The sequence below is a fragment of the Pseudomonas sp. NPDC079367 genome, from assembly GCF_044542195.1.
Classification (GTDB): Bacteria; Pseudomonadota; Gammaproteobacteria; order Pseudomonadales; family Pseudomonadaceae; genus Aquipseudomonas.
Map to the genome: position 1 here is coordinate 35,103 of NZ_JBITTW010000010.1, position 22,468 is coordinate 57,570.

Consider the following 22,468-nt stretch of genomic DNA (forward strand, 5'->3'; position numbering starts at 1 on the left):
AAACGACAACCATTCTGTAAGACGTTTCCCATTAAAGGCGTGAGAGAGAGACCAAAATTTTAATAGTGTCTGTCTGGTGCAGATAAACGATTTGCCGACCGGCTTTTTATACTTCTTTCACAATATCGCACTTAACCTCAATGAATACGGGCTGACCCGTTGCGAGCTCTCGCTTGCCTACCCCGGCACGAAAAATCTACTGGAGCGTTTGATCAAGTATTTCAGGTAACTGATTGATGCAGCTTTTCTCTTTTAGCGTCTACGCTGTCATTCAATCCATGTTTTTAGCCTCAAAGGCTATTCACTTTTCAGCCCCGAGGTGCCCATGAGTCAAGCGTTCCTTCCGTTCTCCCGCCCCAGCATCGGCGATGAGGAAATTGCCGCCGCAGAGCAAGTATTGCGCTCTGGCTGGATCACAACCGGGCCGAAAAACCAGCAACTCGAAGAACACTTCGCCAACTACGTGGGATGCCGTCATGCCGTGGCATTGTCCTCGGCCACCGGCGGGATGCACATCACGTTATTGGCATTGGGTATTGGTCCGGGCGACGAAGTCATCACGCCGTCCCAGACCTGGGTGTCCACCGCCAACATGATTTGCTTGTTGGGGGCGACGCCGGTATTCGTCGACGTGGATCGCGACACGTTGATGAGTGGCCTGTCGAGCATCGAAGCGGCGATCACGCCACGCACCAAAGCGATCATTCCGGTGCATTACGCCGGCGCCGCGTTTGATCTCGATCCGCTGTATGCATTGGCCGACAAACACGGCATCCCCGTCATCGAAGATGCCGCTCACGCCGCAGGCACCTTCTACAAAGGTCGTCATGTCGGCGCGAAAGGCACGGCGATCTTCTCGTTCCACGCGATCAAAAACATGACCTGCGCCGAGGGCGCCATGTTCGTCAGCGACGATGAAGCCCTGGCAAGTCGGGTGCGCATGCTCAAGTTTCACGGCCTCGGCGTCGACGCCTATGACCGCCTGACCCACGGCCGCAAACCTCAGGCTCAGGTGATCGAGCCGGGTTTCAAATACAACCTGGCCGACATCAATGCCGCTATCGCGCTGGTGCAACTGGAACGTCTGGACCAGATCAACGCCAAGCGCACCGAACTGGCCAGGCGCTATTTGCAGCGTCTGGAAGGCTCACCGGTGCAACCACTGGCCATTCCGCTTTACCCGCAACAGCACGCCTGGCACTTGTTCATCCTGCGCATCGACGCCGAGCGCTGTGGACTGGATCGCGAAGCCTTCATGAAAGCCTTGCAGGCGCAGAACATCGGCACCGGCATCCACTTCATCGCTACGCACCTGCACACCTACTACCGCCAGTGCTTCCCCAACATCCAATTGCCCAACACCGAATGGAACTCGGCACGGCTGTGCTCGATCCCGTTGTTCCCCGACATGACCAGCGATGACGTCGACCGTGTGGTCGGCGCCATTGAAAACGTTATGGACTCAAGCCTGTGAAACCTTACCCAATCCGTTGCGTGTCAATCGTCATCCCGGTCTACAACGAACAAGACAGCTTGCCCGAGTTGCTCAGGCGCACCGAAGCGGCGTGCCAGCAACTGCACTATGACTACGAAATTGTGCTGGTCGACGATGGCAGTCGGGACGAATCGGCGCAAATATTGGGGCAGCATCGCTCAAAGGAAGCCCGGTGGTAGCGGTCATTCTCAATCGCAACTACGGCCAGCACGCGGCAATCATGGCCGGTTTCGAGCAGTGCAAAGGCGATGTCATCATCACCCTCGACGCCGATCTGCAAAACCCGCCCGAAGAGATCCCACGCCTGGTGGCCCAGGCCGAACTCGGCTATGACGTGGTCGCCACGGTGCGCAGCAACCGCCAGGATTCGGCCTTGCGTCGCTGGCCGTCAAAGCTGATCAACCTCGCCGTGCAGCGTTCCACCGGCGTCGCCATGAGTGATTACGGCTGCATGCTCCGCGCCTATCGTCGATCGATTGTCGACGCGATGCTCGCCTGCCGCGAACGCAGCACCTTCATCCCGATCCTCGCCAACAGCTTCGCCCGGCACACCACGGAAATCCTGGTGACCCACGCCGAACGCGAACACGGTGAATCGAAGTACAGCCCGATGCGCCTGGTCAACCTGATGTTCGACCTGATCACCTGCATGACCACCACGCCCCTGCGATTGCTGAGCATTGTCGGCTTCGCCATGGCGGCCCTCGGCGTGCTGTTTGCCATTGCGCTGATCGTTCTGCGTCTGGCCTTCGGCGCCCATTGGGCCGGCGACGGGACGTTCGTGCTGTTCGCCGTGTTGTTCATCTTCACTGGCGGGCAATTCATCGGCATGGGCCTGTTGGGTGAATACCTGGGGCGGATGTACAGCGACGTCCGTGCGCGCCCGCGGTTCTTTATCGAAAAAGTCCTGCGCAGCCAGCCCGCCACACCCGTTCCCGTGGTCACCGTTGACGGCCTCACTTCCTCTTCTTCCGATCAGGTTCTCTCATGAGTGCAAAAGCAGTTGTTTTCGCTTATCACGATATTGGCTGTGCCGGCATTGAAACCCTGCTCAGCTCGGGCTTCGACATCGCTGCGGTGTTTACCCACGCCGATGATCCTAAGGAAAACGCCTTTTACGGCTCCGTAGCGCAACAGTGTGCGCGCAACGGCATCCCGGTGCATGCCCCGGAAGACGTCAACCACCCGCTCTGGATCGAGCGCATCGCCAAGCTCAATCCGGATTACCTGTTCTCGTTCTACTACCGCCATCTGCTGAGCGAACCGCTGTTGGCCACGGCAGGCAAAGGCGCGTTCAACCTGCACGGTTCATTGCTGCCGCGCTATCGCGGTCGTGCGCCGGCCAATTGGGTGCTGGTCAACGGCGAAAGCGAAACCGGCGTGACCTTGCACCGCATGGTCAAGCGCGCCGATGCTGGTGCCATCCTCGCGCAGAAGAAGGTTGCAATCGAGTGCAGCGACACCGCGCTGAGCCTGCACGACAAACTGCGCGTGGCCGCTACCGACCTGTTGCGTGACACCTTGCCGGCGCTGCTCGCCGGCAAGGTCAGCGAGATCCCTCAGGACGAATCCAAGGCCACGACGTTCGGTCGCCGCACGCCCGCCGACGGTAAGCTGATCTGGCAGAAACCGGCAGAAGAACTGTTCAACCTGGTGCGCGCCGTCACCCAACCTTATCCCGGCGCGTTCTGCGCGGTGGGCGAGCACAAATTGATTGTCTGGAGCGCTGAAGTCGTCAAAGGCAACGAAGGCCAGGCACCGGGCCGGGTCATCAGTGTCGACCCGCTGCGCCTTGCCTGCGGCGAGGACTCGCTGGTGATCAGCGCCGGCCAGCGCAACGACAACGGCTTGTACCTGAGCGGGCCGCAACTGGCCGGCGAACTCGGTCTGGTGGACGGCTCCTTGCTGCGCGGTGCCGAATCCGGACGCACGCCACGCCACACGCGCGTGCTGATCCTCGGCGTCAACGGCTTCATCGGCAATCACTTGTCCGAGCGTTTGCTGCGCGATGACCGCTACGAGGTGTACGGCCTCGACATCGGCTCCGATGCGATCGAGCGTTTGCGCAGCCATCCGAATTTTCATTTTGTCGAAGGCGACATCAGCATCCACTCCGAGTGGATCGAGTACCACATCAAGAAGTGCGACGTGATCCTGCCGCTGGTGGCGATCGCCACGCCCATCGAATACACCCGCAACCCGCTGCGCGTGTTCGAGCTGGATTTCGAAGAGAACCTCAAGCTGGTTCGCTACTGCGTCAAATACAACAAGCGGGTGATTTTTCCGTCGACGTCGGAAGTCTATGGCATGTGCCAGGACGACAAGTTCGACGAGGACACGTCCAACCTCGTGGTCGGGCCGATCAACAAGCAACGCTGGATCTACTCGACCTCCAAGCAACTGCTCGACCGCGTGATCTGGGCCTACGGCCAGAAAGGCCTGAATTTCACCCTGTTCCGCCCCTTCAACTGGATGGGCCCGCGCCTGGACCGTCTGGATTCGGCACGCATCGGCAGTTCCCGGGCCATCACCCAGCTGATCCTCAACCTGGTGGAAGGCACGCCGATTCGTCTGTTCGACGGCGGTGAGCAAAAACGCTGCTTCACCGACATTGCCGACGGCGTCGAAGCGCTGGCGCGAATCATCGACAACGACAACGACGCGTGCAACGGCCAGATCATCAACATCGGCAACCCGGACAACGAAGCCAGCATTCGCCAGTTGGGCGAGGAACTGTTGCGGCAGTTCGAAGCGCACCCGCTGCGCCACAACTTCCCACCGTTCGCCGGGTTCCGCGATGTCGAAAGCAAGGCGTTCTACGGCACCGGGTATCAGGACGTGTCCCACCGTAAACCGAGCATCGCCAACGCCAAGCGTCTGCTGGACTGGACGCCGACCGTAGAGATGAGTGAAACCATCGGCAACACCCTGGATTTCTTCCTGCGTGAAGCCATGCTCGAAATCGCGGACAAACGTTGATGCAGGCAGGCCTTCGAATCGATGTCGACACCTACCGAGGCACCCGTGAGGGGGTGCCGAGGCTGCTGGAAATCCTCGATGAAGCGCAGGTCAAAGCGACGTTTTTCTTCAGTGTCGGGCCGGACAACATGGGCCGGCATTTGTGGCGCCTGATCCGCCCGCAGTTTCTCTGGAAGATGCTGCGCTCCAATGCCGCCGGCCTGTACGGCTGGGATATCTTGCTGGCCGGCACCGCGTGGCCGGGCAAGCCGATTGGCCGCAACCTTGGACATTTGATGCGTCAAACCCTGGCGGCCGGTCATGAAGTCGGTCTGCACGCCTGGGATCACCATGGCTGGCAGGCCAATGTCGGACACTGGAGCGACGCGCAGCTGGTGGAACAGATTCGTCAGGGCGTGGACGAACTCAGCGACATCCTTGGGCAACCCGTCGAGTGCTCGGCGGCCGCCGGTTGGCGGGCGGACGAGAGCGTGATCGAGGCCAAGCAAGGATTCAACTTTCGCTACAACAGCGACTGCCGGGGCCAGAGCCTGTTTCAGCCGACCCTGGCCGGTGGCGGCCTCGGAGCGCCGCAGATCCCGGTGGACCTGCCCACCTTTGATGAGGTGGTCGGCCCCACCGTGGCGGCCAAGGACTTCAACGCCTTCATTCTTGATCGCTTCCACCCCGAAAAACTCAACGTCTACACCATCCATGCCGAAGTAGAAGGGATTCTGATGGCCAACGATTTTCGTCAACTGCTGGCCGATGCGCGCCCGCGAAACATCCGTTTTCAACCTTTGGGCAATCTGCTGCCCGAGGCGCCCGGCACCCTGCCGACCGGTCGCGTGCTGCGTGGCACGCTTGAAGGTCGCGAAGGCTGGCTGGGAGTGCAAGGCGTATGAGCAAGCCCTGGGCATTGCCGCTGTTGCTGGGGATTTTTCTGTTGGCTTACCTGCTGCCATTAGGCAGTCATGGCTTATGGATTCCCGACGAAACCCGCTACGCCCAGATCAGCCAGGACATGCTGCTGAGTGGCAACTGGGTGTCGCCGCATTTCATGAGCCTTCGCTATTTCGAAAAACCGGTGGCCGGTTACTGGATGATCGCCGCCAGTCAGGCGTTGTTTGGCCAGAACCTGTTCGGCGTGCGCTTCGTTTCGGCCCTGAGCACCGGGCTCAGCGTATTGCTGTGTTACCTGATCGCTCGCCGGCTCTGGAACGAACCGCGCAAGAGTTTTGCCTGTGCGCTGCTGTACATGAGCCTCACCGTAGTCGCCGGCGCCGCGGGCTACGCCAACCTCGATCCGCAATTCACCTTTTGGGTCAACCTGAGTCTGGTGGCGTTGTGGTTTTCCCTGGACAGCGTCAGCCGTGGCCAGCGCCTGTTCGGTTGGGCGTTGCTGGGCCTAGCGTGTGGCATGGGGTTCATGACCAAGGGTTTTCTCGCCTGGCTGCTGCCGGTTCTGATCGCCCTGCCCTGGATGGTCTGGCAGAAACGCTGGCGCGAGCTGCTGATCTACGGTCCGTTGGCGATTGTCGTGGCCATCGCCGTGAGCCTGCCCTGGGTCTTGGCGGTGCATGTGCAGGAACCGGATTACTGGCGATTTTTCTTCTGGCACGAACACATTCGCCGCTTTGCCGGGGACGACGCGCAGCACGACGCTCCATGGTGGTACTACCTGCCGTTGCTGGTCGCGTTCAGTCTGCCGTGGGCCGCGTTGTTGCCGTCGGCGCTGAAGCAGGCGTGGCAAACACGTCGTCAGGCCAGCATCGGCTTTCTGCTGTTGTGGTTGCTGATGCCGCTGCTATTTTTCAGCCTGAGCAAAGGCAAACTGCCGAGCTACATCCTGCCGTGCCTGTTGCCAATGGCCTTGTTGTTGGGCAACGCACTGGCGGATCGCTTGCGGCTGGAGCAAGGCCGGGTGCTGGGCATCAATGGCTTGCTCAACCTGCTCCTGGGCCTGATCACCCTGCTTGCGCTGGTCTACCTACAACTGAAAAAACCGCTGTACGACCATGAGCCACACAACCTGGTGCTGATGTTCATCGGTTTGATCGGCTGGATCATGGCCAACCTGCTACAAGCCTTCAGGCCTTTGCGATGCTGGGCGGCGCCGGCGTTTGGCAGCCTGTTGCTGATCGGGCTGCTGCCAGCCGGATTGCCCAAGTCCGTGGTCGCTAACAAGATGCCTGATCAGTTTGTCCTTGAACACGCCGCGGAACTCGGCCAGACCGCCCACTTGCTGAGCAACGATCTGGGCGCTGCGTCGGCCCTGGCCTGGCGCCTGAAACGCCCGGACGTGGCGTTGTACAACACGATAGGCGAGCTGAAATATGGCCTCGCTTACCCTGACGGAATACAGCAGCGGGTCGACCCGAACCAGGTGCAACAGTGGATGCGCGAGGCCCGCCAAAGCGGCTCGGTCGGCGTGGTCATGCGCGTCAAGGGTGACGACGAACTGCAAGAAATCGAACGACTACCCAAGGATGGCAAACGCTATGAACAAGGCAATCTGGTCATTCTGATTATCCCTCAGGGGGCGTCATGAGCCTGTTGCTGCTTTTGGTCGCCTGCCTGCTGACTTGCCTGGGCCAGATTGCCCAGAAGTACGCCGTGGAAAGCTGGCGCGGCAAGGCGTCGGGCTGGGGCGAAAAACTGCGCTCACTGTGGTTATGGCTGGCAATCGCCGCGTTGGGCGCGGGTTTGCTGGTGTGGCTACTGGTGCTGCAGCGTCTTGAAGTCGGCGTCGCGTACCCGATGCTGAGCCTGAATTTCGTGCTGATCACCCTGGTCGCTCGTTTTGTTTTCCACGAAAGCATCGACCGTCGCCACTGGCTGGGCGTGGCATTGGTCATCAGTGGCGTGGCGCTGCTGGGGCAACACACATGAACCTGCGCCGTGGCCTGACCTTCGCCCTCGGCAGTGTGCTGCTGGGCAGCGCCGCGCAGTTGAGCATGCGCTGGAGCATGACGCGCCTGCCGCCACCCGAACACTGGCTGACCGCCCCGATTGATCCGACCGCTGTGGTCGTGGTGCTGGCCGCCATTCTCGCTTATGCCCTGTCGATGCTCTGCTGGCTCGCCGCCCTGCGCGATGTGCCGCTGGGCCGGGCTTATGCGCTGCTGAGCATCAGCTATGCACTGGTGTACCTAATCGCCGCCGCGCTACCGGTGTTCAACGAAGGATTCAGTCTCTCTAAAAGTCTGGGGGTGGCCCTGGTCATCCTCGGCGTCATCACCATCCACTCTCGACCTGCTCACGCGCCCGAACTCAGGAGTGCACCATGAAAATCAGCGTATTCGGAAGCGGCTATGTCGGCCTCGTCCAGGCAACCGTCCTGGCAGAGGTCGGTCATGATGTCGTCTGCATGGACATCGACTACGAAAAAGTGAAAGCCCTTAATCTAGGGCAAGTAAGCATCTTTGAACCTGGCCTGGCTGAATTGGTCAAGGACAATCTGGATAACGGACGGCTACGCTTCACCTGCGAAGAAAAGCTTGCCGTGGAGCATGGTCAGGTTTTGTTTATTGCCGTGGGCACGCCGTCCCAGGAAGACGGCTCAGCCGATTTGAGCAGTGTCTTTTCGGTGGGCGAAGCCATCGCCCGGCACCGCAGTGAGCCAATCATTATCGTTGAGAAATCCACTGTGCCAGTAGGCACGGGTGATGCCCTGCGTGATCGGATTATCGAGGCCCTTCGACGCTACGACCAAACACTGAATTTCGATATCGTCTCCAATCCAGAGTTTCTCAAGGAAGGCTCGGCCGTCGCCGATTGCCGGCGTCCAGACCGGATCATCATCGGCTGCGAGCGCGATGAAGTGCGCGACGTCATGCGCGAGCTTTATGCGCCGTTCAATCGCAACCATGACCGCATCATGTTCATGGACCTGCGCAGCGCCGAGCTGACCAAGTACGCTGCCAACTGCATGCTGGCGACCAAGATCAGCTTCATCAACCAGATCGCCGAATTGGCTGAGCATTTGGGCGCCGACATCGAATCGGTGCGCTTGGGCATCGGTGCCGACTCGCGTATCGGCTACGACTTTATTTATGCCGGTTGCGGTTATGGCGGCTCGTGCTTCCCCAAGGACATGCGCGCCCTGATCCACAGCGCACAACAAGCTCAATGCTCCAATGATCTACTGCAGGCAGTGGAAGCCATCAACCAGCGGCAGAAACACAAGTTGTTCGAACGCATCAACGCGTTCTACAAAGGTGATCTGCGTGGCAGGACCTTTGCCGTGTGGGGCCTGGCGTTCAAACCCAACACCGATGACATGCGAGATGCCCCCAGCCGGGTGCTCATGGAAGCGCTGTGGGAAGTAGGCGCACATGTCCGGGCATTCGATCCTGAGGCGATGCAGCAGACTCAATCGTTGTATCAGGACCAACCCAAGCTGAGTCTGATGGGCACACCGGAAGCAACGCTCAGTGGTGCCGATGCGCTGATCATTTGCACCGAGTGGCAGCAGTTCAAAGCGCCGGATTTCGATCTGATCCACAAACGGCTCAAAGCCCCTGTGATCTTTGACGGCCGCAACCTGTACGACGCAGAACGTCTGGCACACCGGGGTTTTCAGTACTTCCCGATAGGGCGAGGCGATTCGTGCAGGTTGCCCATCCCACACCAAAAGTGGAATGCCAGAGTCGCGCTCTGATTCCTGAAACCCGGGGCTAGTGTTACGTGGTGCAACGTTCACGGCACCGGGTTCATCAGGCAAAGTCGAGGGGATTCACGGAGGATTTGTATAGCCGGCTCGAATCCCTGAAGACAGCTCTGGACACCTTGCTCAGAGTTTAAATCTTGCGCAAAACGTAGACACGCCACATGGCATAAAACGGGATAAAGTCAGACTTGCTATCTATCACGAATCCGGCTTGCTTGAATTCAGCTTCTGCGACGGATCGAGGAATAACAAACCTGTTCTGGTATTCACTCTGCTCGCCTTTGGCTTTACGCCGTTTTTCCTGACGCTTTCGCTTCCATGACTTGAAGTTACCATCTACCCACATCGATAGGATGACGGTGTCTCGCGTCACCCGATGAAACTCTCGCAGCATCGTCAATCGATGCGCGGATTCACCGATATGATGAATCAATCGCATGCTGAAAATACTGTCCACCGAATTATCAGGTAGATCAATGGAGAACGCTGAAGTCTCGAGAGACTTCACACGCTTGACGATATCGGCAGGTTGATTCTCCAGTGCGGTTTTAATCATATCCGGCGAATTGTCTGCGCCAATGATGATTCGATTAGAGTTTTCTGCAAGCAAAGGCCAGAACCGCCCCGCACCGCATGGAAGGTCGAGAACCAGTCCGGGGTCTCCCGCCTCGTGTAACGCATGGCGCGCCATCTGTACGTCCCGATAATGGGACAATTTCCGCGACAGACCATCCTGATGCTTCAGGAAGTATTGTTCTGCGTGATCTTTATCGTATTTTTCGGAAAATTTAAGTTTGACAGGGGCGCTCATTGGCGATCTCCATTGGCCAGGATCGTAGGGTAAACATCCGCCTGTCGCTGAAAGGTCAACCTGATGTGAATTTTCTGTAGTACCGTCCTTTCAAGCCCGCCAAACGATCCACCGCCTAGCCTTTTTTGCAATGTCCAAGCTCAGAAGCGTACTGGACTTATCCGTCCTGTCAGTATCGATTTTTAACGTAGCGCTGAACTAACCCCATGCCAGCAATCGGCAAACCTACCCCTGTAATACAAAGGCTCCAGACCAGGCCTTCGATACCAAAAGCAATCAATGCCCCACCAATGAAAGTCGCGGGCAAAACCGGGAATAACAGAACACAAATCATGAATGCGTGGGCCCCCAGGAGACTTTTCAGTCGGCCCTTGGCATTGAAAATGCAGACCATCCAAAACAACACCCAAAATGCAATGGTCGTCAAATAAAGGGCTAGATGAAGCAAATCCCCCACCATTCCGTAGCCATGCATACCGTGCCTCCTTTCTGCAATTGAGCTTTTTTACCCTGATCGTCTCAGCGTAGGCGACTCAGCTACAAAGCGGCCAGCCGCCCAACGAACAAATGCACGAAAAGTTTATTCTAATCATTCATGTGGCGCCGTCAAAACGCGGCAGAATACAAGATAGAGGAGATGGAACGTTTGCCCTTCCTCCATGATCATCAGAGTGCGGTTAACTTGATTAGAAGCATAAAGGCTATGCAATGAACATTTTGATTATTGAGGACAATCGGGACATTCACGACAATCTGATGGATTTTTTCACGCTGAAGGGGCACACCGTCGAGGGAGCACTTGATGGACTGAGCGGGCTTCATCTAGCCGCCTCGAAAGACTTCGACGCGATTGTTCTGGATGTCATGATCCCTGGCATCGATGGTAACCAGATTTGCCAAAGCTTGCGTCAGAATTCCAAATCCGACGTTGCCATTGTGATGTTGAGTGCGCGAGACCAACTGGAAGATCGATTGACCGGTTTCAAGGTCGGCGCTGATGATTACGTCACCAAGCCATTTGCCATGTCTGAAATTCTTGCCAGGATCGAAGCCGTAGTATCGCGTCGTGTTGGTTACATGAATCGGGTTCTGGTTGTAGCCGATCTCCAGTTTGATTTAGACACATTGGAAATTTCTCGCGCCGGGATCCCCCTCAAGGTGAATCCTACCTGTATGAAACTGCTGGAAACCCTCATGCGCAGAAGCCCGCATGTTGTTAAACGGACGGAACTCGAAGATCTCATTTGGGGGCGACATCCTACTAGCAGCGACAGCCTTCGCAGTAATATCCACATGTTGAGACGTGCGTTGGATAAAGCATTTGATGAACCACTGCTGCACACCGTACATGGAATTGGGTACAAACTCTGCACTCAGAACGGTTCTTACTTATAGCCCCCGACGTCGAACACCGTGAAGGTACGTTGATCAATTTGAATGAGCGTCAGCCAGTGCTTTCCACTGTGCGGCATTCAATGATCCGAGAATCCTGGGTTCGTGACTGCCGTCCACCTGAACAAATATGGTTTGCATGTAAACGCTGGAGCGCTGTCCCGCACGTACCCCCATCAGGCGCTCGAAATGATCGATACAACCGCTGTGGGTGATCAAGATCAGATTCTCATTGCGGCTTTTATGAGTTAACACGGCATCTTTGAATCCATCATCGCACTCAGCCACCCAGTCCTGAGTTGGCACGGCCCGGCCCGATATCAGATCAGCAGTCTGCCGGGTACGAGTCGAAGGACTGGCGATTATCCGGACTTTTTCGAGACCTAATTGTCGTATACCTGTGCCGACTGCTATCGCAGCATTACTGCCATTGACGGTAATGCCTTCGGCGTCGCCCAGACAAGGATTCGCCGATCGATCGCATCGTTCGGCGTGCCTGACCAGGGCCACAACGGAACCTTGCCTCCACTGCTCTTTCAGCCCTGACTTTATCAAGTTGTTGCCCACGCCCAGATCCATCACAGGCGTCGCCGTCGAAAACCATACAAGCACCGCGCCGAGCACAAGAGTGATGATCAACGCGAGATATTTTCCGCGTAATCGCAGAGTGTGCGGGACCAATCTTGAAATTAACGAGCCATTGATATGGGTGTAGGGCATACATCGAACCTGCAGCATCAGGACTCTGGTGCCAGCCAGGGTTACCCCTTAGAACTTCACCATGCCATTAACGCCAAGATAAATGCGCCGCTGTGCGGGAGCGGTGAAAGCGATGTGAAAAAACAGTAAACCCGGAAGTTCATTGACCCAGTCGGTTACGCTCTCACCCTGCCGATTTGCCTCCCCTCAGGCTCAGCTAAGTTTCGTTACGTAGCTTCTCTCCTGCGCACATTCCGCGCTGCTCAGGAGAGGCTACCCGACTATGAAATACGCAATTGCCGGCTGGCTCAACAAGGTGCCCGAAGTGACTCTGTCATTCTGGGTGATCAAGATCTTGTCAACGACCGTAGGTGAAACAGGCGCTGACTTTCTTGCCGTCGATGCCGGCTTCGGCGCGGGCCCGACCAGTATCGGCATGGCGGTTTTACTGGCCATAGCGATGTTCTACCAATTGCGCACCAAAGCCTGCACACCCTGGATTTACTGGCTGACCGTCGTATTGGTGAGCATCGTCGGGACACAAATCACCGATATTTTGACCGACGTACTGGACGTCAGTCTATACACCAGCACGGCAGTATTTTCCGCCTTGTTGGCGATTAACTTCCTAGTCTGGTACCGGACCGAACACAACGTATCGATCCGGGAAATTATCACGCTGCGGCGAGAGTCGTTTTATTGGGCCACGGTTCTCTGCACCTTTGCCCTCGGTACCGCCGCCGGCGACCTAGCTACCGAAGCCTTGGGTCTGGGTTTCACCCTCGGTGCCGTGATCTTCGGAGCGCTGATTGCTGCCACCCTGGTGGCCTGGCGCATGGGCAGCAATAGGGTCCTGACGTTCTGGATCGCCTACATCCTGACCCGCCCGTTCGGCGCCTCCCTCGGCGACTTGCTGACACAAGCCAAAACCTACGGTGGTCTCGGAATGGGTGCCACCTGGACCAGCACAATCTTCCTGTGCGTCATTGTCATTCTGGTTGCGGTCGCGCAAATCAACGTCGGCAATCGCAAAACAGTTACTCAGTAAACGTCAAAAAGTCATTTAAGGAATCGTCATGAGCCAGATTCAAAACATCATTCGCCACGTTGCCATCGTCTCGTCCATTTTTTTGCTCAGCGTCGTCGCCGGTTGTTCGAAACCTGCCGACAAACCCAATGCAGGCACAACCTCAAGTTCGCTGAGCACTCAATCCCGGTCGAATTCAAAATTGGGCGATCTGTCCGAGTTCCGCAACATAGCCGCCGACGTTGCCGTGCTCGTCGACAAAAATGATCTGCCCGGTGCGAAGGTCCGTATCAAGGATCTGGAAACCGCTTGGGACTCGGCCGAAGCCGGGATCAAACCTCGCGCCGCCAGCGACTGGCATGTGGTGGACAAGTCGATCGACCGCGCACTCGATGCCCTGCGCGCTAGTAACCCGCAACAGAACGACTGCAAGGCTATGATGGATGAGCTGTTGAAGGCCTTCGATTCGATGAAGGGCAAATCCTGATCCCGAAGGTGATCCCACAGCTGGCAAACATTTGTACAGGTGCTTCAATACTGGCGTGACGGTCATGACGGTCGCGCTTTTTTCCGGAGCGGCAAATGCGCATATTGCTGGTTGAAGACGACCCGATGATTGGCGATGCGATCCAGGGTGCCCTGAGCGATGCGAGTTATGCCACTGACAGGGTGAAAAACGGTCTCACCGCTCTTGCAACGCTGGACACCCAACACTATGACCTGGTGCTACTGGATCTTGGGTTGCCCGGGAAGGATGGGCTGGATGTACTCGACAGCATTCGCAGGAGCAACAACCCGGTGCCATTGCTGATCATCACCGCACGGGACGACCTAGGTGATCGCCTGCGCGGCCTTGACGGCGGCGCTGACGACTACCTGCTCAAACCGTTCGATATGGCGGAGCTGTTGGCCCGTATGCGAGCCGTGCTTCGTCGTAAAGGTGGCACGGCCCTGTCCGTGCTGGACAATGGCGTAGTGTCGCTGGACTTGATCTCCAAACAAGCCACCACCTTAGAAAATCGCGACATCCAATTATCCAGTCGCGAGTTCGCCCTGTTGCAGGCATTAATGATTCGGCCAGGCGCAATTCTCTCGCGTAGTGAACTCGAAGACCGCCTCTATGGTTGGGGCAATGAAGTGGAAAGCAACGCGGTGGAATTTTTGATCCACTCACTGCGGCGCAAGCTGGGTAGCCATGTCATCAAGAACGTCAGGGGTATGGGATGGATGGTTTCAAAAAGCGTTTGAGGGACTCGGTACAACTACGCCTGTCCGTGACGCTATCGCTGGCCATCCTGATCGTTGCGGTGCTGGCCGGGATTTTTGCGTTTGTCTCTGCGTTCGACGAGGCCCACGAAATGCAGGACGATACCTTGCGTCAGGTGGCCGTCTTATTTGATCGGCAGCAGATGTCCCTACACTATCCCGCATCCCAAGAAGTCGATGGCGACAATGAAGAGTCCAGGGTCATCGTGCAATACCTGGCCGATGGCAGCAAAGCTATCGGCAACGATGACGCCTTGATACCACTGCCCTTCCCCACCACGCTTGCCGATGGCCTCTCGACTTTGAATGTCACCGGCGAAGACTTTCGCGTGCTGGTCAGAACCACAGCCCGCGGTGAACGCATCGTCGTCGCTCAAGAAACCGGAGTGCGCGACAAAGAGGCCCGCGAGAGCGCCTGGCGAAGTTTGCTGCCGTTTCTCATTCTGTTTCCGGTGCTATTGCTGGTGGTGGGCGACCTGGTGCGCAAACTGTTCCGTCCGATTGCCGCCCTTTCGGCTGACATCGATCGACGCGATGAACAGGCACTGCACCCTATCGACGAGCGCCATCTGCCGACCGAGATTCGGCCTTTCGTCGTGGCTATCAATCGCTTGCTCGCGCGTGTCGCGCAGTCCATGGAAAACCAGCGTCGTTTCGTCGCTGATGCTGCCCACGAGCTGCGTTCACCCATGACGGCACTTTCCCTGCAAGCTGAGCGACTGGCCGCCACTGAGATGCCGGGGCCGGCCCGTGAGCGCCTGTTGCCGTTGTCACAGGGGATAGAGCGCGGTAGAAATCTGATCGATCAACTGCTGACCCTGGCTGCCGCACAATCGAGCTCCAATCGACCACAGACAGCCGTTTCAGTCCATGAAATCTATCGACGTGTATTGGAGGATTTATTGCCGTTGGCTGAACGCAAACACATCGATATTGGTGTTGAGAGTATCGAGGACGTGCATGTCTTCATCAACGAGATGGACCTGTTAATCCTGATCAAAAATTTGGTGGACAACGCGATCCGTTATACCGCGCATGGCGGACGGATAGACCTTGCGGTGGAGCAGGTGCAAGAGACTGCAATCCTACAGATCAAAGACTCAGGCCCAGGCATCTCTTTAGAGGAACACACGCGGGTGTTCGATCCATTTTATCGCAGCCTGGGGACCGATGCAGCAGGCTCAGGGCTGGGCCTGTCTATCGTCAAGGCAATAGCAGACCGCACAGGGATGCGCGTTTTATTGAGTTTCTCGGACGAGACGAAGAAGAGCGGTTTATGTGTTTCGGTACGGTTGAAACAGGCAAGTGCTGTAGCACCCGCGGGGGGCTGTTTTTCAGTCTCTCCACTCAAAAAACCACCGAAACAATGACTACTTATTTTTGACTTTTTTACCAAATCAGGTTTTATAGTCACGCAGATTTTGCATGAACAAATAAGCGAAAACCAGTTACAGGCTCAATTGTCTCTACATCTAAGAGGGTGTAGACAAAATCAAGTAGTAAGTCGACGAGCGAGCATGCGAGCCTCAGCCAGCCATACCCAAGCCTCACTCACATCCAGTAACCGATCGTGGTGCATGATCAGCCGCCTGGCTCGCTCATTCCAGGCATGAGTCCGTTCCACCACCCAGCGCTTGGGCATGACCACAAAGCCGCTCGCAACCGGCGCTGCCGTGAACAAATCGCCTTGCTCTGAATGCCATTTCCCGGTGCGGCGATTGTTCGCTCCTCGTATGACCTGGATCTCGAGCGAATGAGTGTGCTGCATACGCTGGGCCCACTTTCCAGCGTAGGCACTGTCGACGAACAGGGTATTTAATGACGGGTACTTGTCCATCGAGGAGGTCACGGCGTCGTCTGCCGCATCTCGATCCTGCACACTGGCTGCGCTGATGCTCACGGCCAAAAGAAGGCCCAAGGTATCTACGATAAGGCTTCGCTTACGTCCTTTTACCTTTTTGCCTGCGTCGTAACCGCTTTCACCGCCTTGGGGAGAGCTGCGCGTTGATTGGGAATCCAGAACAGCGGCTGACGGCCGCTCATCACGATCCACCCGCTCTCGCCATTGGGCACGGAGCCGGTCGTGCATTTGCTCAAACTTGCCCTGAGCGCTCCAGCGCCGAAAGGTTTTATAGACATTGTCCCAATGGGGAAACTCGCGAGGCAGCATTCGCCAGGAGCACCCTGTGCGCACGACATAACAGCAGGCTTCCAAAAGAGTGCGCCGGGAGTAGCGAGGCGGTACGCCTCGACCTCCCGAGACTTCAAATAAATCAGCGACCAACGTCCATTCTGCATCAGTCAGGCAACTGGGGTAGCGTTGCTCCGGCAACTGACGCCGGTGTGCCTCGGTATAGCCATAAGACTTACGAGGCTCGGGAGGCTGGAAGCTACCTTTGGCACGTTCCTTTACTCGAACGATCCCGGCCAGTCTCAGCGCTTTTGCAAAGGTGTCGGGATGCGCGGTGATGCCCGTTTCTGCATGGAATGCTTGCGCCAGTTCGGCTTGACTGGAATAAGGCTGCGTATGAGCGAGCCTGGCCAGCAGAGGATAATGGTGCGCAGCGATTACCGGTGGGCGTCCAGTTTTAGGCATGGCTCAATGCTGCATAGAAAGGAGGCAAGAAGTTTACTTTATTTTGTCTACACCCTCTAAGGAAACTCCGAACAAGTCTCCAAGTATGCTGAAATACAGCCTCACCACCTGACCCGAGTGCTTCATGAGCCAGATGAGCTTTTCCGATTTCGAATACGCGGGCAAGCGCAAGCAAACACGCCGCGAACGGTTCCTCGCCGAGATGGATCAGGTCGTGCCCTGGAGCGGTTTACTGGCGTTGATCGAGCCGTATTATCCGAAGGCTGGCGGTGGCCGCAAACCGTATCCGCTGGAAACCATGCTGCGCATTCACTTGCTGCAAAACTGGTTCTCGCTGAGCGATCCTGCCATGGAAGAAGCGCTGTATGAAATCACGCCCATGCGCCAGTTTGCGCACTTGACCCTGAGCGCGCCGATCCCTGAAGACACCACGATCATGAACTTCCGGCACCTGCTGGAGAAACATAAGTTGGCGCCGGCGATCCTGGCGGTCATCAACGGTTATTTGCAGGAGAAAGGCCTCTCGCTGCGCCAGGGCACCATCGTCGATGCGACGATTATCCACGCGCCCAGTTCGACTAAAAACGAGGACGGTAAACGCGATCCAGAGATGCATCAGACGAAGAAAGGCAATCAATATTTCTTCGGAATGAAGGCCCATATTGGTGCCGACGTTGAGTCGGGGCTGGTTCACCACGTTCACGGCACCGCGGCGAATGTAGCCGATGTCACTCAGGTTGCCGAACTGCTGCACGGCGAGGAAAACGCGGTCTACGCCGATGCTGGTTACACCGGTGTCGAGAAGCGCGAAGAGCATGAAAACCGTGAAGTGGTTTGGCAAATCGCCGCGCGACGCAGCACCTATTCCAAGCTGAGCAAGCGCAGCGTGCTGTACAAAGCCAAGCGCAAAATCGAGTACCTCAAAGCCCAGACACGGGCCAAGGTCGAACACCCATTTCGGGTGATCAAACGTCAGTTCGGTTATGTGAAAGTGCGCTTTCGCGGCCTGATGAAAAACACCGCTCAATTGACCACGCTGTTTGCCTTGTCCAATTTATGGATGGCTCGAAAAAAGCTGATGGGTATGGGCTAATTACGCGCGTAACACGGAGAAATGGGCTGACAAGCTCGCCAAGGCGGCGCGTACGGGATATTTCGCGGTCAATAGCGCCAAATTCAGCGGGATTTTCAACTTGCCGCACGGTTGCGGCAAGTTGATCGGAGCTTCCCTAAATACAATATCATTGAGTACCTAGACGATGAACAGCACTAGTTTTCCAGCTGAAATATCTAAAGCTTTTAGCATAGTCATTGTAAATTACAAGACACCAGAAATCACCAAGATATGTTTAGACTTATTGCACCAACATGTAGGCAACCACAGCGTACCAATATGGGTCGTCGACAACTATTCCGCCGATGAAAGCACAGAATACTTGCGAACACTTGATTGGATTAATTTAATAGAACGTTCCGTCTCTGAACCTGAGCCAGGACATATCGCGCACGGTAAAGCACTTGACCTGGTTTTGGAACGAGTTGAAACTGATTATTTATTCCTCATGCACACTGACACATTTGTTTTCGATAAAAACGTTTTCCCGATGATGCTAAATAAATGCATTAAAAATCAAAAAATTGTAGCTGTCGGCTGTGTAGAGCAAATAAATCGCGGAACCACGAGAACTCTTTGGCGCTTTAGCTCACGATTAGTCAAACACCATTTCAGACGCCTGAAAACCTCTATTGGATTACGCTCCAGAGAACCAAAACCATACAGAGAAGTGTATTTGAAGAGTTTCTGTACATTGTGGAACTGCAAACTTATCAAACAGCACAACATGCATTTTTCGATGGATGATCGCGTGCCAGGCTACACCCTCCAAGACCGCATGACCGAGCTTGGCTATGTCGTTGAAATGTTATCACCGCGTAAAATCTTCAGTTATCTGGATCACATCCAGTCCGGCACTGTCGCAGCGGCTGGCGGCTATGAAAAGACTCATAGACGAACCAGAATGTACAACGATATCCTTAAGCGCCTGAAAAAAGAAGACAGCAAAAGTTAAGCTACGAAGAGACACAACGAGCAGTGCACTGGAATCTGCTTGAAGTCAGCCACAAGTCTATATATCAAGTTATTGGAGCGGTAATGGCACCCATCACTCAAGCACTACCTATGACCCCCTCCCCGGAGCTTGATTTCGACCAGAACGCCGCCAGCGCCTTGGGTTACTCATTGGCCAGTCGCTATATTCAGGCTACGCCATTTCCGCACATCGTCATCGATAATTTCTTAGATGAAGAGCTGATTGCGAGTATCTGCTCGTACTTCCCAATCGAGCCAACCAACAACGAAATGCTCTACGAGCGCGGCTATAAAGGTCAACGAAAACGTCAAATCAGTCCCAATGAATGCGCCCCCTACTTGAAGACTATTTTCAACGCCTTTAACTCGGCCCCCATGTTGCAGTTTCTCGAAAAGCTCACAGGTATTGAAGGCTTGATACCCGACCCCTACTTTACTGGTGGCGGCCTGCATGAAACGAAAAGTGGTGGTTTCCTGGGGGTACACTCGGACTTCAGACTCAACAAAAAGCTTAATATTGAGCGCAGATTAAACATCATAATTTATCTAAATGAAGACTGGCGAGAGGAGTACGGCGGCAACCTTGAACTTTGGGATGTCGACATGAAGTCCTGCCTTAAAAAAGTCCTGCCCATTTACAATCGATGTGTCATTTTCAATACAGATAAAGACAGCAATCATGGGCATCCAGAGCCTTTAACAACTCCAGAGCACATCACGCGCAGGTCTATAGCGCTTTATTACTACACTGCAGGAACCATGGCGATCGATCCCGCACAAAGAAACAAAACCCACTACAAGCCAAGACCCAAAGATCGATTAAGCCTCAAGTATTACGTGAATAAATTAATCAGGAAGAAAAAATAAACTACGAAACGCCCATAGAGCAATTTAGCCAATCTGTTGCATCGACCGGTTGACTCCACAGTAGATTGCAGTCCGTCAGTGCTTGGCTAACGACTCACCCTGAGGGCGCCGCCGACATCCACCAACAGCAAACCGCTGATTAGCGTGACGGCAAATGATTCTTAAAGTCGAATGCAAGCGACTGGAGAGTGGCGATGCAATTGGATGCCAGGTGAGACGCACAAACGCACGGAAAGGCCGAGGTGCGCAAAAACTTTCGAATATTGACAATCCCAGAGGTCGGTAAAGGCGTGGCGTCTGAAAGGGATTTTTTCACTAGTCGCCTGTTGCGCCCAAAGGAAATGTGATGGGAGTAGCGATCTTGGATATCCGTAATTATCGGGGTATCTGCGAAGGAAGGGTTCATTTTCAAAGACCATCCGGTTGCCGTGCTTTGCTCCTGCTGCAACCACATCATCAATCCAGTCACCCGAATTGTGATCGGCTAACGCTATGATCTCAATGCCCTGCCCTTTGAACTTAAACATGTAAAATCGAGAAATGCGGTGCGATCATATGACGTTTTGAAATCGAAGTTTTAGTCAGCGCGCAATCGCGCTAACCACCTGATTATATTGGTGTCCCAGGGCAGGTTCGAACTGCCAACCGTCCCCTTAGGAGGTGAGTCAGCTTGATCCTGCTCACTTCCTGAAACACCGCAAACCGCTGCTTTTAAAGGACCTATCTATTTTACTTGTGTCTTGAGGTTTCTCCTTGTAGCGTTCTGCATCATGAGAAGTGGGGACTGGAATTGGCCACCAATACTGCTGACAAAAGCGTGAACGATCAAAAGCTCAAGGGCATGCCGCCTGCATCTAAGTTGACGGAAAGCTTGCCTGGCCGTTCCCGGGGTAGTCTTTTGTTCAAGCGCAGCCAAAGTGGTGCGATCAGCGCCTACTTCCGCTACCGGCTCAACGCAAAGGACACGATGATCTCCCTGGGCCAATATCGCTTGAGCGCCAGAGCGCCCGGGCTGGCGCTGTCCGAGCTCCGCGACAAAGCGGCAGAAATGGCATTGATTGCTTCCGAGCACGGCGACGTTAAGGTGTACTTGGCGGCCAGAGCCGCCGCAGAGAAAACACAACGACAGGCCGTAGTGCTCGCGCAGCAGCTTGCTACGCGGCAAGGTAGCTTTGAAGAACTACTAAATGCATACGTCAAAGATCTGACCGCTCGCGGAAAGGTCAAGGCAAAAGAAGTTGAGCGCCTATTTCAGACACACGTGATCCAGCACCACCCAGATCTGATGGCGCATCCAGCAAAGTCCATCACCGGCGAAGACATTCATTTAGTAATGTGTGCGCTACTCGCCCGCAAGCCCAAAGGGCGTGGTATCGGGAACAAAGCGCAAACTGCCAACACTGACATGCGATCAACAGCTGCCAGTGTCCACCGATACCTAAAGGCTGCATTCAGCTATGGCAGCAAGGCACACCTTTCCTTGGATCGGGATGTAAGCGATTCGAAAATTTTCGATATTGGCGTCAATCCGGCTACCAAGGTCCCTACCCTAGCTAACACCCGCGGCGGCCAGACGGAATCCTTGAGTCCAGAGGAGCTAGGTGAGCTTTTGCGCTACCTGGATACATTGCCTGCGCGGGAAATGGCGATCTGCAAAGGCCTAATCTATATGGGTGGCCAACGTATGGAGCAGTTGCTCCGCGTAACTTGGGAAGATACGTCCGATGACCTTCTGCATCTTACCGACGGTAAAGGACAAAAGGCTCAAGCATGGGATCATCTGCTACCTATCACCGAACGGGTTAAAGAAATCCTAAAGCCTTTGTTTGAAAGCAAGATCGGACCAGGTCCGTTCTGTATTGGCCGGCGCTGCATCCGCCCTGACACTGCCGGTAAACGCTTCAGTAATGCCGGGAAAACTTTGAGTAGCGCAGGCAAGACTCAGTACTTCAGTTACGCGAATGTTCGGGTCAGCACTGAAACGCTGATGGCCTCACTCGGGATTACGAAAGAAATCCGCAGCTGGCTTTTGTCTCACGGACGCAGCGATGTGCAATCGGTTCACTACGACCGATACAGCTACCTGCCAGAGAAAAAGGCTGCACTGGAGTTATGGGGTAGGTACCTAGACTGCTTGTACGCGGAGAAAGAGTGGGAGCAAGGCAAGGTTGTTTTACTCAGTCGGAATCGGCGTCATGAGCACTCCGATAAGAAGGCGCCATAATTCTCGTTCATTTATCCACAGGCCGCCAATGAGCTTGAACAGCGTAACTCGTCTATACGGTCTAGGTTGCCGCGATGCTCCGACACACTCGACGTGGCCCTGCAAATCTTTCCCTCCGCTCTGAGGAAATGTAGCCATGTCGTCCTAACCGGCACATTCTCGAAAAAATCACGAAAACCAGCTCGCGCTTGCCGACGCCATCGAGTCGATAGCGATTTGGATAGACCAGAGAGGTTCCACGGGCGTATCAAGTACAGCTCTTGGAGCCATAGCTACCCTCGACGTGAACGCCGAGTCCATCAGACTGGGAATTGACTCGCTGAGAAAAGCCATCAGATGAACCCGATTCACCAATCCTCTATGTCGCTTCAA

The 22,468-nt window shown here is 55.4% G+C and carries 21 protein-coding genes, 1 tRNA gene and 1 pseudogene; 17 read left to right on the forward strand and 6 right to left on the reverse strand.

Annotation, left to right across the window (positions count from 1 at the left end; all coding sequences use genetic code 11):
• Window positions 1-325: 325 nt before the first annotated feature.
• From arnB to ACIGDJ_RS11630, 8 genes and pseudogenes are all read left to right on the forward strand, one after another.
• Window positions 326-1,474 carry a UDP-4-amino-4-deoxy-L-arabinose aminotransferase gene (arnB, locus tag ACIGDJ_RS11595; RefSeq protein ID WP_038442547.1) on the forward strand — a complete coding sequence of 383 codons (1,149 nt, stop codon included), beginning with the start codon at window positions 326-328 and terminating at the stop codon, window positions 1,472-1,474.
• Window positions 1,471-2,486: pseudogene (gene arnC / locus ACIGDJ_RS11600) on the forward strand (undecaprenyl-phosphate 4-deoxy-4-formamido-L-arabinose transferase). The gene arnB and the pseudogene arnC overlap by 4 nt, the downstream one beginning before the upstream one ends.
• Window positions 2,483-4,474 carry a bifunctional UDP-4-amino-4-deoxy-L-arabinose formyltransferase/UDP-glucuronic acid oxidase ArnA gene (gene arnA / locus ACIGDJ_RS11605; protein WP_041024279.1) on the forward strand — a complete coding sequence of 664 codons (1,992 nt, stop codon included), beginning with the start codon at window positions 2,483-2,485 and terminating at the stop codon, window positions 4,472-4,474. Before arnC ends, arnA begins: the two are co-directional and overlap by 4 nt.
• The gene (arnD, locus tag ACIGDJ_RS11610) at window positions 4,474-5,358 is read left to right on the forward strand and encodes a 4-deoxy-4-formamido-L-arabinose-phosphoundecaprenol deformylase (RefSeq protein ID WP_038442550.1); all 885 of its coding nucleotides are present in this window, start codon (window positions 4,474-4,476) and stop codon (window positions 5,356-5,358) included. Before arnA ends, arnD begins: the two co-directional genes overlap by 1 nt.
• Complete coding sequence (gene arnT, locus ACIGDJ_RS11615; protein ID WP_038442551.1) at window positions 5,355-7,004, forward strand: lipid IV(A) 4-amino-4-deoxy-L-arabinosyltransferase; 1,650 nt, start codon at window positions 5,355-5,357, stop codon at window positions 7,002-7,004. Before arnD ends, arnT begins: the two co-directional genes overlap by 4 nt.
• Window positions 7,001-7,345 (forward strand): 4-amino-4-deoxy-L-arabinose-phosphoundecaprenol flippase subunit ArnE, encoded by a 345-nt coding sequence (gene arnE / locus ACIGDJ_RS11620; protein ID WP_038442552.1) that lies wholly within the window; start codon window positions 7,001-7,003, stop codon window positions 7,343-7,345. The genes arnT and arnE overlap by 4 nt, the downstream gene beginning before the upstream one ends.
• The gene (arnF, locus tag ACIGDJ_RS11625) at window positions 7,342-7,743 is read left to right on the forward strand and encodes a 4-amino-4-deoxy-L-arabinose-phosphoundecaprenol flippase subunit ArnF (RefSeq protein ID WP_038442553.1); all 402 of its coding nucleotides are present in this window, start codon (window positions 7,342-7,344) and stop codon (window positions 7,741-7,743) included. The genes arnE and arnF overlap by 4 nt, the downstream gene beginning before the upstream one ends.
• Entirely contained in the window at window positions 7,740-9,116 is a 1,377-nt protein-coding gene (locus ACIGDJ_RS11630; protein ID WP_038442554.1) for a UDP-glucose/GDP-mannose dehydrogenase family protein, read from the forward strand. The genes arnF and ACIGDJ_RS11630 overlap by 4 nt, the downstream gene beginning before the upstream one ends.
• Before the next feature lie 139 nt (window positions 9,117-9,255).
• On the opposite strand, the gene ACIGDJ_RS11635 is transcribed toward ACIGDJ_RS11630, so the two are convergent.
• Together ACIGDJ_RS11635 and ACIGDJ_RS11640 are read right to left on the reverse strand one after the other, a co-directional pair.
• Window positions 9,256-9,936 carry a class I SAM-dependent methyltransferase gene (locus tag ACIGDJ_RS11635; protein ID WP_038442555.1) on the reverse strand — a complete coding sequence of 227 codons (681 nt, stop codon included), beginning with the start codon at window positions 9,934-9,936 and terminating at the stop codon, window positions 9,256-9,258.
• 169 nt (window positions 9,937-10,105) lie between these two features.
• The gene (locus ACIGDJ_RS11640; RefSeq protein ID WP_038442556.1) at window positions 10,106-10,411 is read right to left on the reverse strand and encodes a hypothetical protein; all 306 of its coding nucleotides are present in this window, start codon (window positions 10,409-10,411) and stop codon (window positions 10,106-10,108) included.
• Window positions 10,412-10,644: 233 nt separating this feature from the next.
• Between ACIGDJ_RS11640 and ACIGDJ_RS11645 the strand changes: the two genes are divergently transcribed.
• A complete protein-coding gene (locus tag ACIGDJ_RS11645; protein WP_038442557.1) occupies window positions 10,645-11,331 on the forward strand; it encodes a response regulator transcription factor in 687 nt (228 codons plus the stop codon).
• 33 nt (window positions 11,332-11,364) lie between these two features.
• Here ACIGDJ_RS11645 and ACIGDJ_RS11650 read toward each other — a convergent pair whose 3' ends face one another.
• Window positions 11,365-12,048, reverse strand: a complete 684-nt coding sequence (locus ACIGDJ_RS11650) for a histidine phosphatase family protein (protein WP_038442558.1) — start codon at window positions 12,046-12,048, stop codon at window positions 11,365-11,367.
• Window positions 12,049-12,310: 262 nt separating this feature from the next.
• On the opposite strand from ACIGDJ_RS11650, the gene ACIGDJ_RS11655 reads away from it, so the two are divergent.
• The 4 genes from ACIGDJ_RS11655 to ACIGDJ_RS11670 all read left to right on the forward strand — a co-directional run bounded on the left by ACIGDJ_RS11655 (window position 12,311) and on the right by ACIGDJ_RS11670 (window position 15,690).
• Window positions 12,311-13,075 carry a membrane protein gene (locus ACIGDJ_RS11655; RefSeq protein WP_038442559.1) on the forward strand — a complete coding sequence of 255 codons (765 nt, stop codon included), beginning with the start codon at window positions 12,311-12,313 and terminating at the stop codon, window positions 13,073-13,075.
• A gap of 28 nt (window positions 13,076-13,103) precedes the next feature.
• Window positions 13,104-13,541: a hypothetical protein gene (locus ACIGDJ_RS11660; RefSeq protein WP_038442560.1), complete on the forward strand. Its 438-nt coding sequence runs from the start codon at window positions 13,104-13,106 to the stop codon at window positions 13,539-13,541.
• 95 nt (window positions 13,542-13,636) lie between these two features.
• Window positions 13,637-14,302 carry a response regulator gene (locus ACIGDJ_RS11665; RefSeq protein ID WP_038442561.1) on the forward strand — a complete coding sequence of 222 codons (666 nt, stop codon included), beginning with the start codon at window positions 13,637-13,639 and terminating at the stop codon, window positions 14,300-14,302.
• Window positions 14,278-15,690, forward strand: coding sequence for an ATP-binding protein (locus ACIGDJ_RS11670; protein WP_235205582.1), 1,413 nt, complete (start codon window positions 14,278-14,280; stop codon window positions 15,688-15,690). The genes ACIGDJ_RS11665 and ACIGDJ_RS11670 overlap by 25 nt, the downstream gene beginning before the upstream one ends.
• A gap of 122 nt (window positions 15,691-15,812) precedes the next feature.
• On the opposite strand, the gene ACIGDJ_RS11675 is transcribed toward ACIGDJ_RS11670, so the two are convergent.
• Window positions 15,813-16,916, reverse strand: coding sequence for an IS5 family transposase (locus ACIGDJ_RS11675; protein WP_038442562.1), 1,104 nt, complete (start codon window positions 16,914-16,916; stop codon window positions 15,813-15,815).
• A gap of 124 nt (window positions 16,917-17,040) precedes the next feature.
• On the opposite strand from ACIGDJ_RS11675, the gene ACIGDJ_RS11680 reads away from it, so the two are divergent.
• From ACIGDJ_RS11680 to ACIGDJ_RS11690, 3 genes are all read left to right on the forward strand, one after another.
• Window positions 17,041-18,009 carry an IS5 family transposase gene (locus tag ACIGDJ_RS11680; RefSeq protein ID WP_038442563.1) on the forward strand — a complete coding sequence of 323 codons (969 nt, stop codon included), beginning with the start codon at window positions 17,041-17,043 and terminating at the stop codon, window positions 18,007-18,009.
• A gap of 166 nt (window positions 18,010-18,175) precedes the next feature.
• Window positions 18,176-18,985, forward strand: a complete 810-nt coding sequence (locus ACIGDJ_RS11685) for a glycosyltransferase (RefSeq protein ID WP_038442565.1) — start codon at window positions 18,176-18,178, stop codon at window positions 18,983-18,985.
• An 83-nt stretch (window positions 18,986-19,068) separates the two neighbouring features.
• A complete protein-coding gene (locus tag ACIGDJ_RS11690; protein ID WP_038442566.1) occupies window positions 19,069-19,872 on the forward strand; it encodes a 2OG-Fe(II) oxygenase in 804 nt (267 codons plus the stop codon).
• Window positions 19,873-20,033: 161 nt separating this feature from the next.
• On the opposite strand, the gene ACIGDJ_RS11695 is transcribed toward ACIGDJ_RS11690, so the two are convergent.
• Window positions 20,034-20,399, reverse strand: coding sequence for a hypothetical protein (locus tag ACIGDJ_RS11695; protein WP_144243166.1), 366 nt, complete (start codon window positions 20,397-20,399; stop codon window positions 20,034-20,036).
• Between the two features lie 88 nt (window positions 20,400-20,487).
• Window positions 20,488-20,566: transfer RNA gene (locus tag ACIGDJ_RS11700), tRNA-OTHER, on the reverse strand.
• A 96-nt stretch (window positions 20,567-20,662) separates the two neighbouring features.
• On the opposite strand from ACIGDJ_RS11700, the gene ACIGDJ_RS11705 reads away from it, so the two are divergent.
• Window positions 20,663-22,096, forward strand: coding sequence for a site-specific integrase (locus ACIGDJ_RS11705; protein ID WP_038442568.1), 1,434 nt, complete (start codon window positions 20,663-20,665; stop codon window positions 22,094-22,096).
• The last annotated feature ends 372 nt before the right edge of the window (window positions 22,097-22,468 follow it).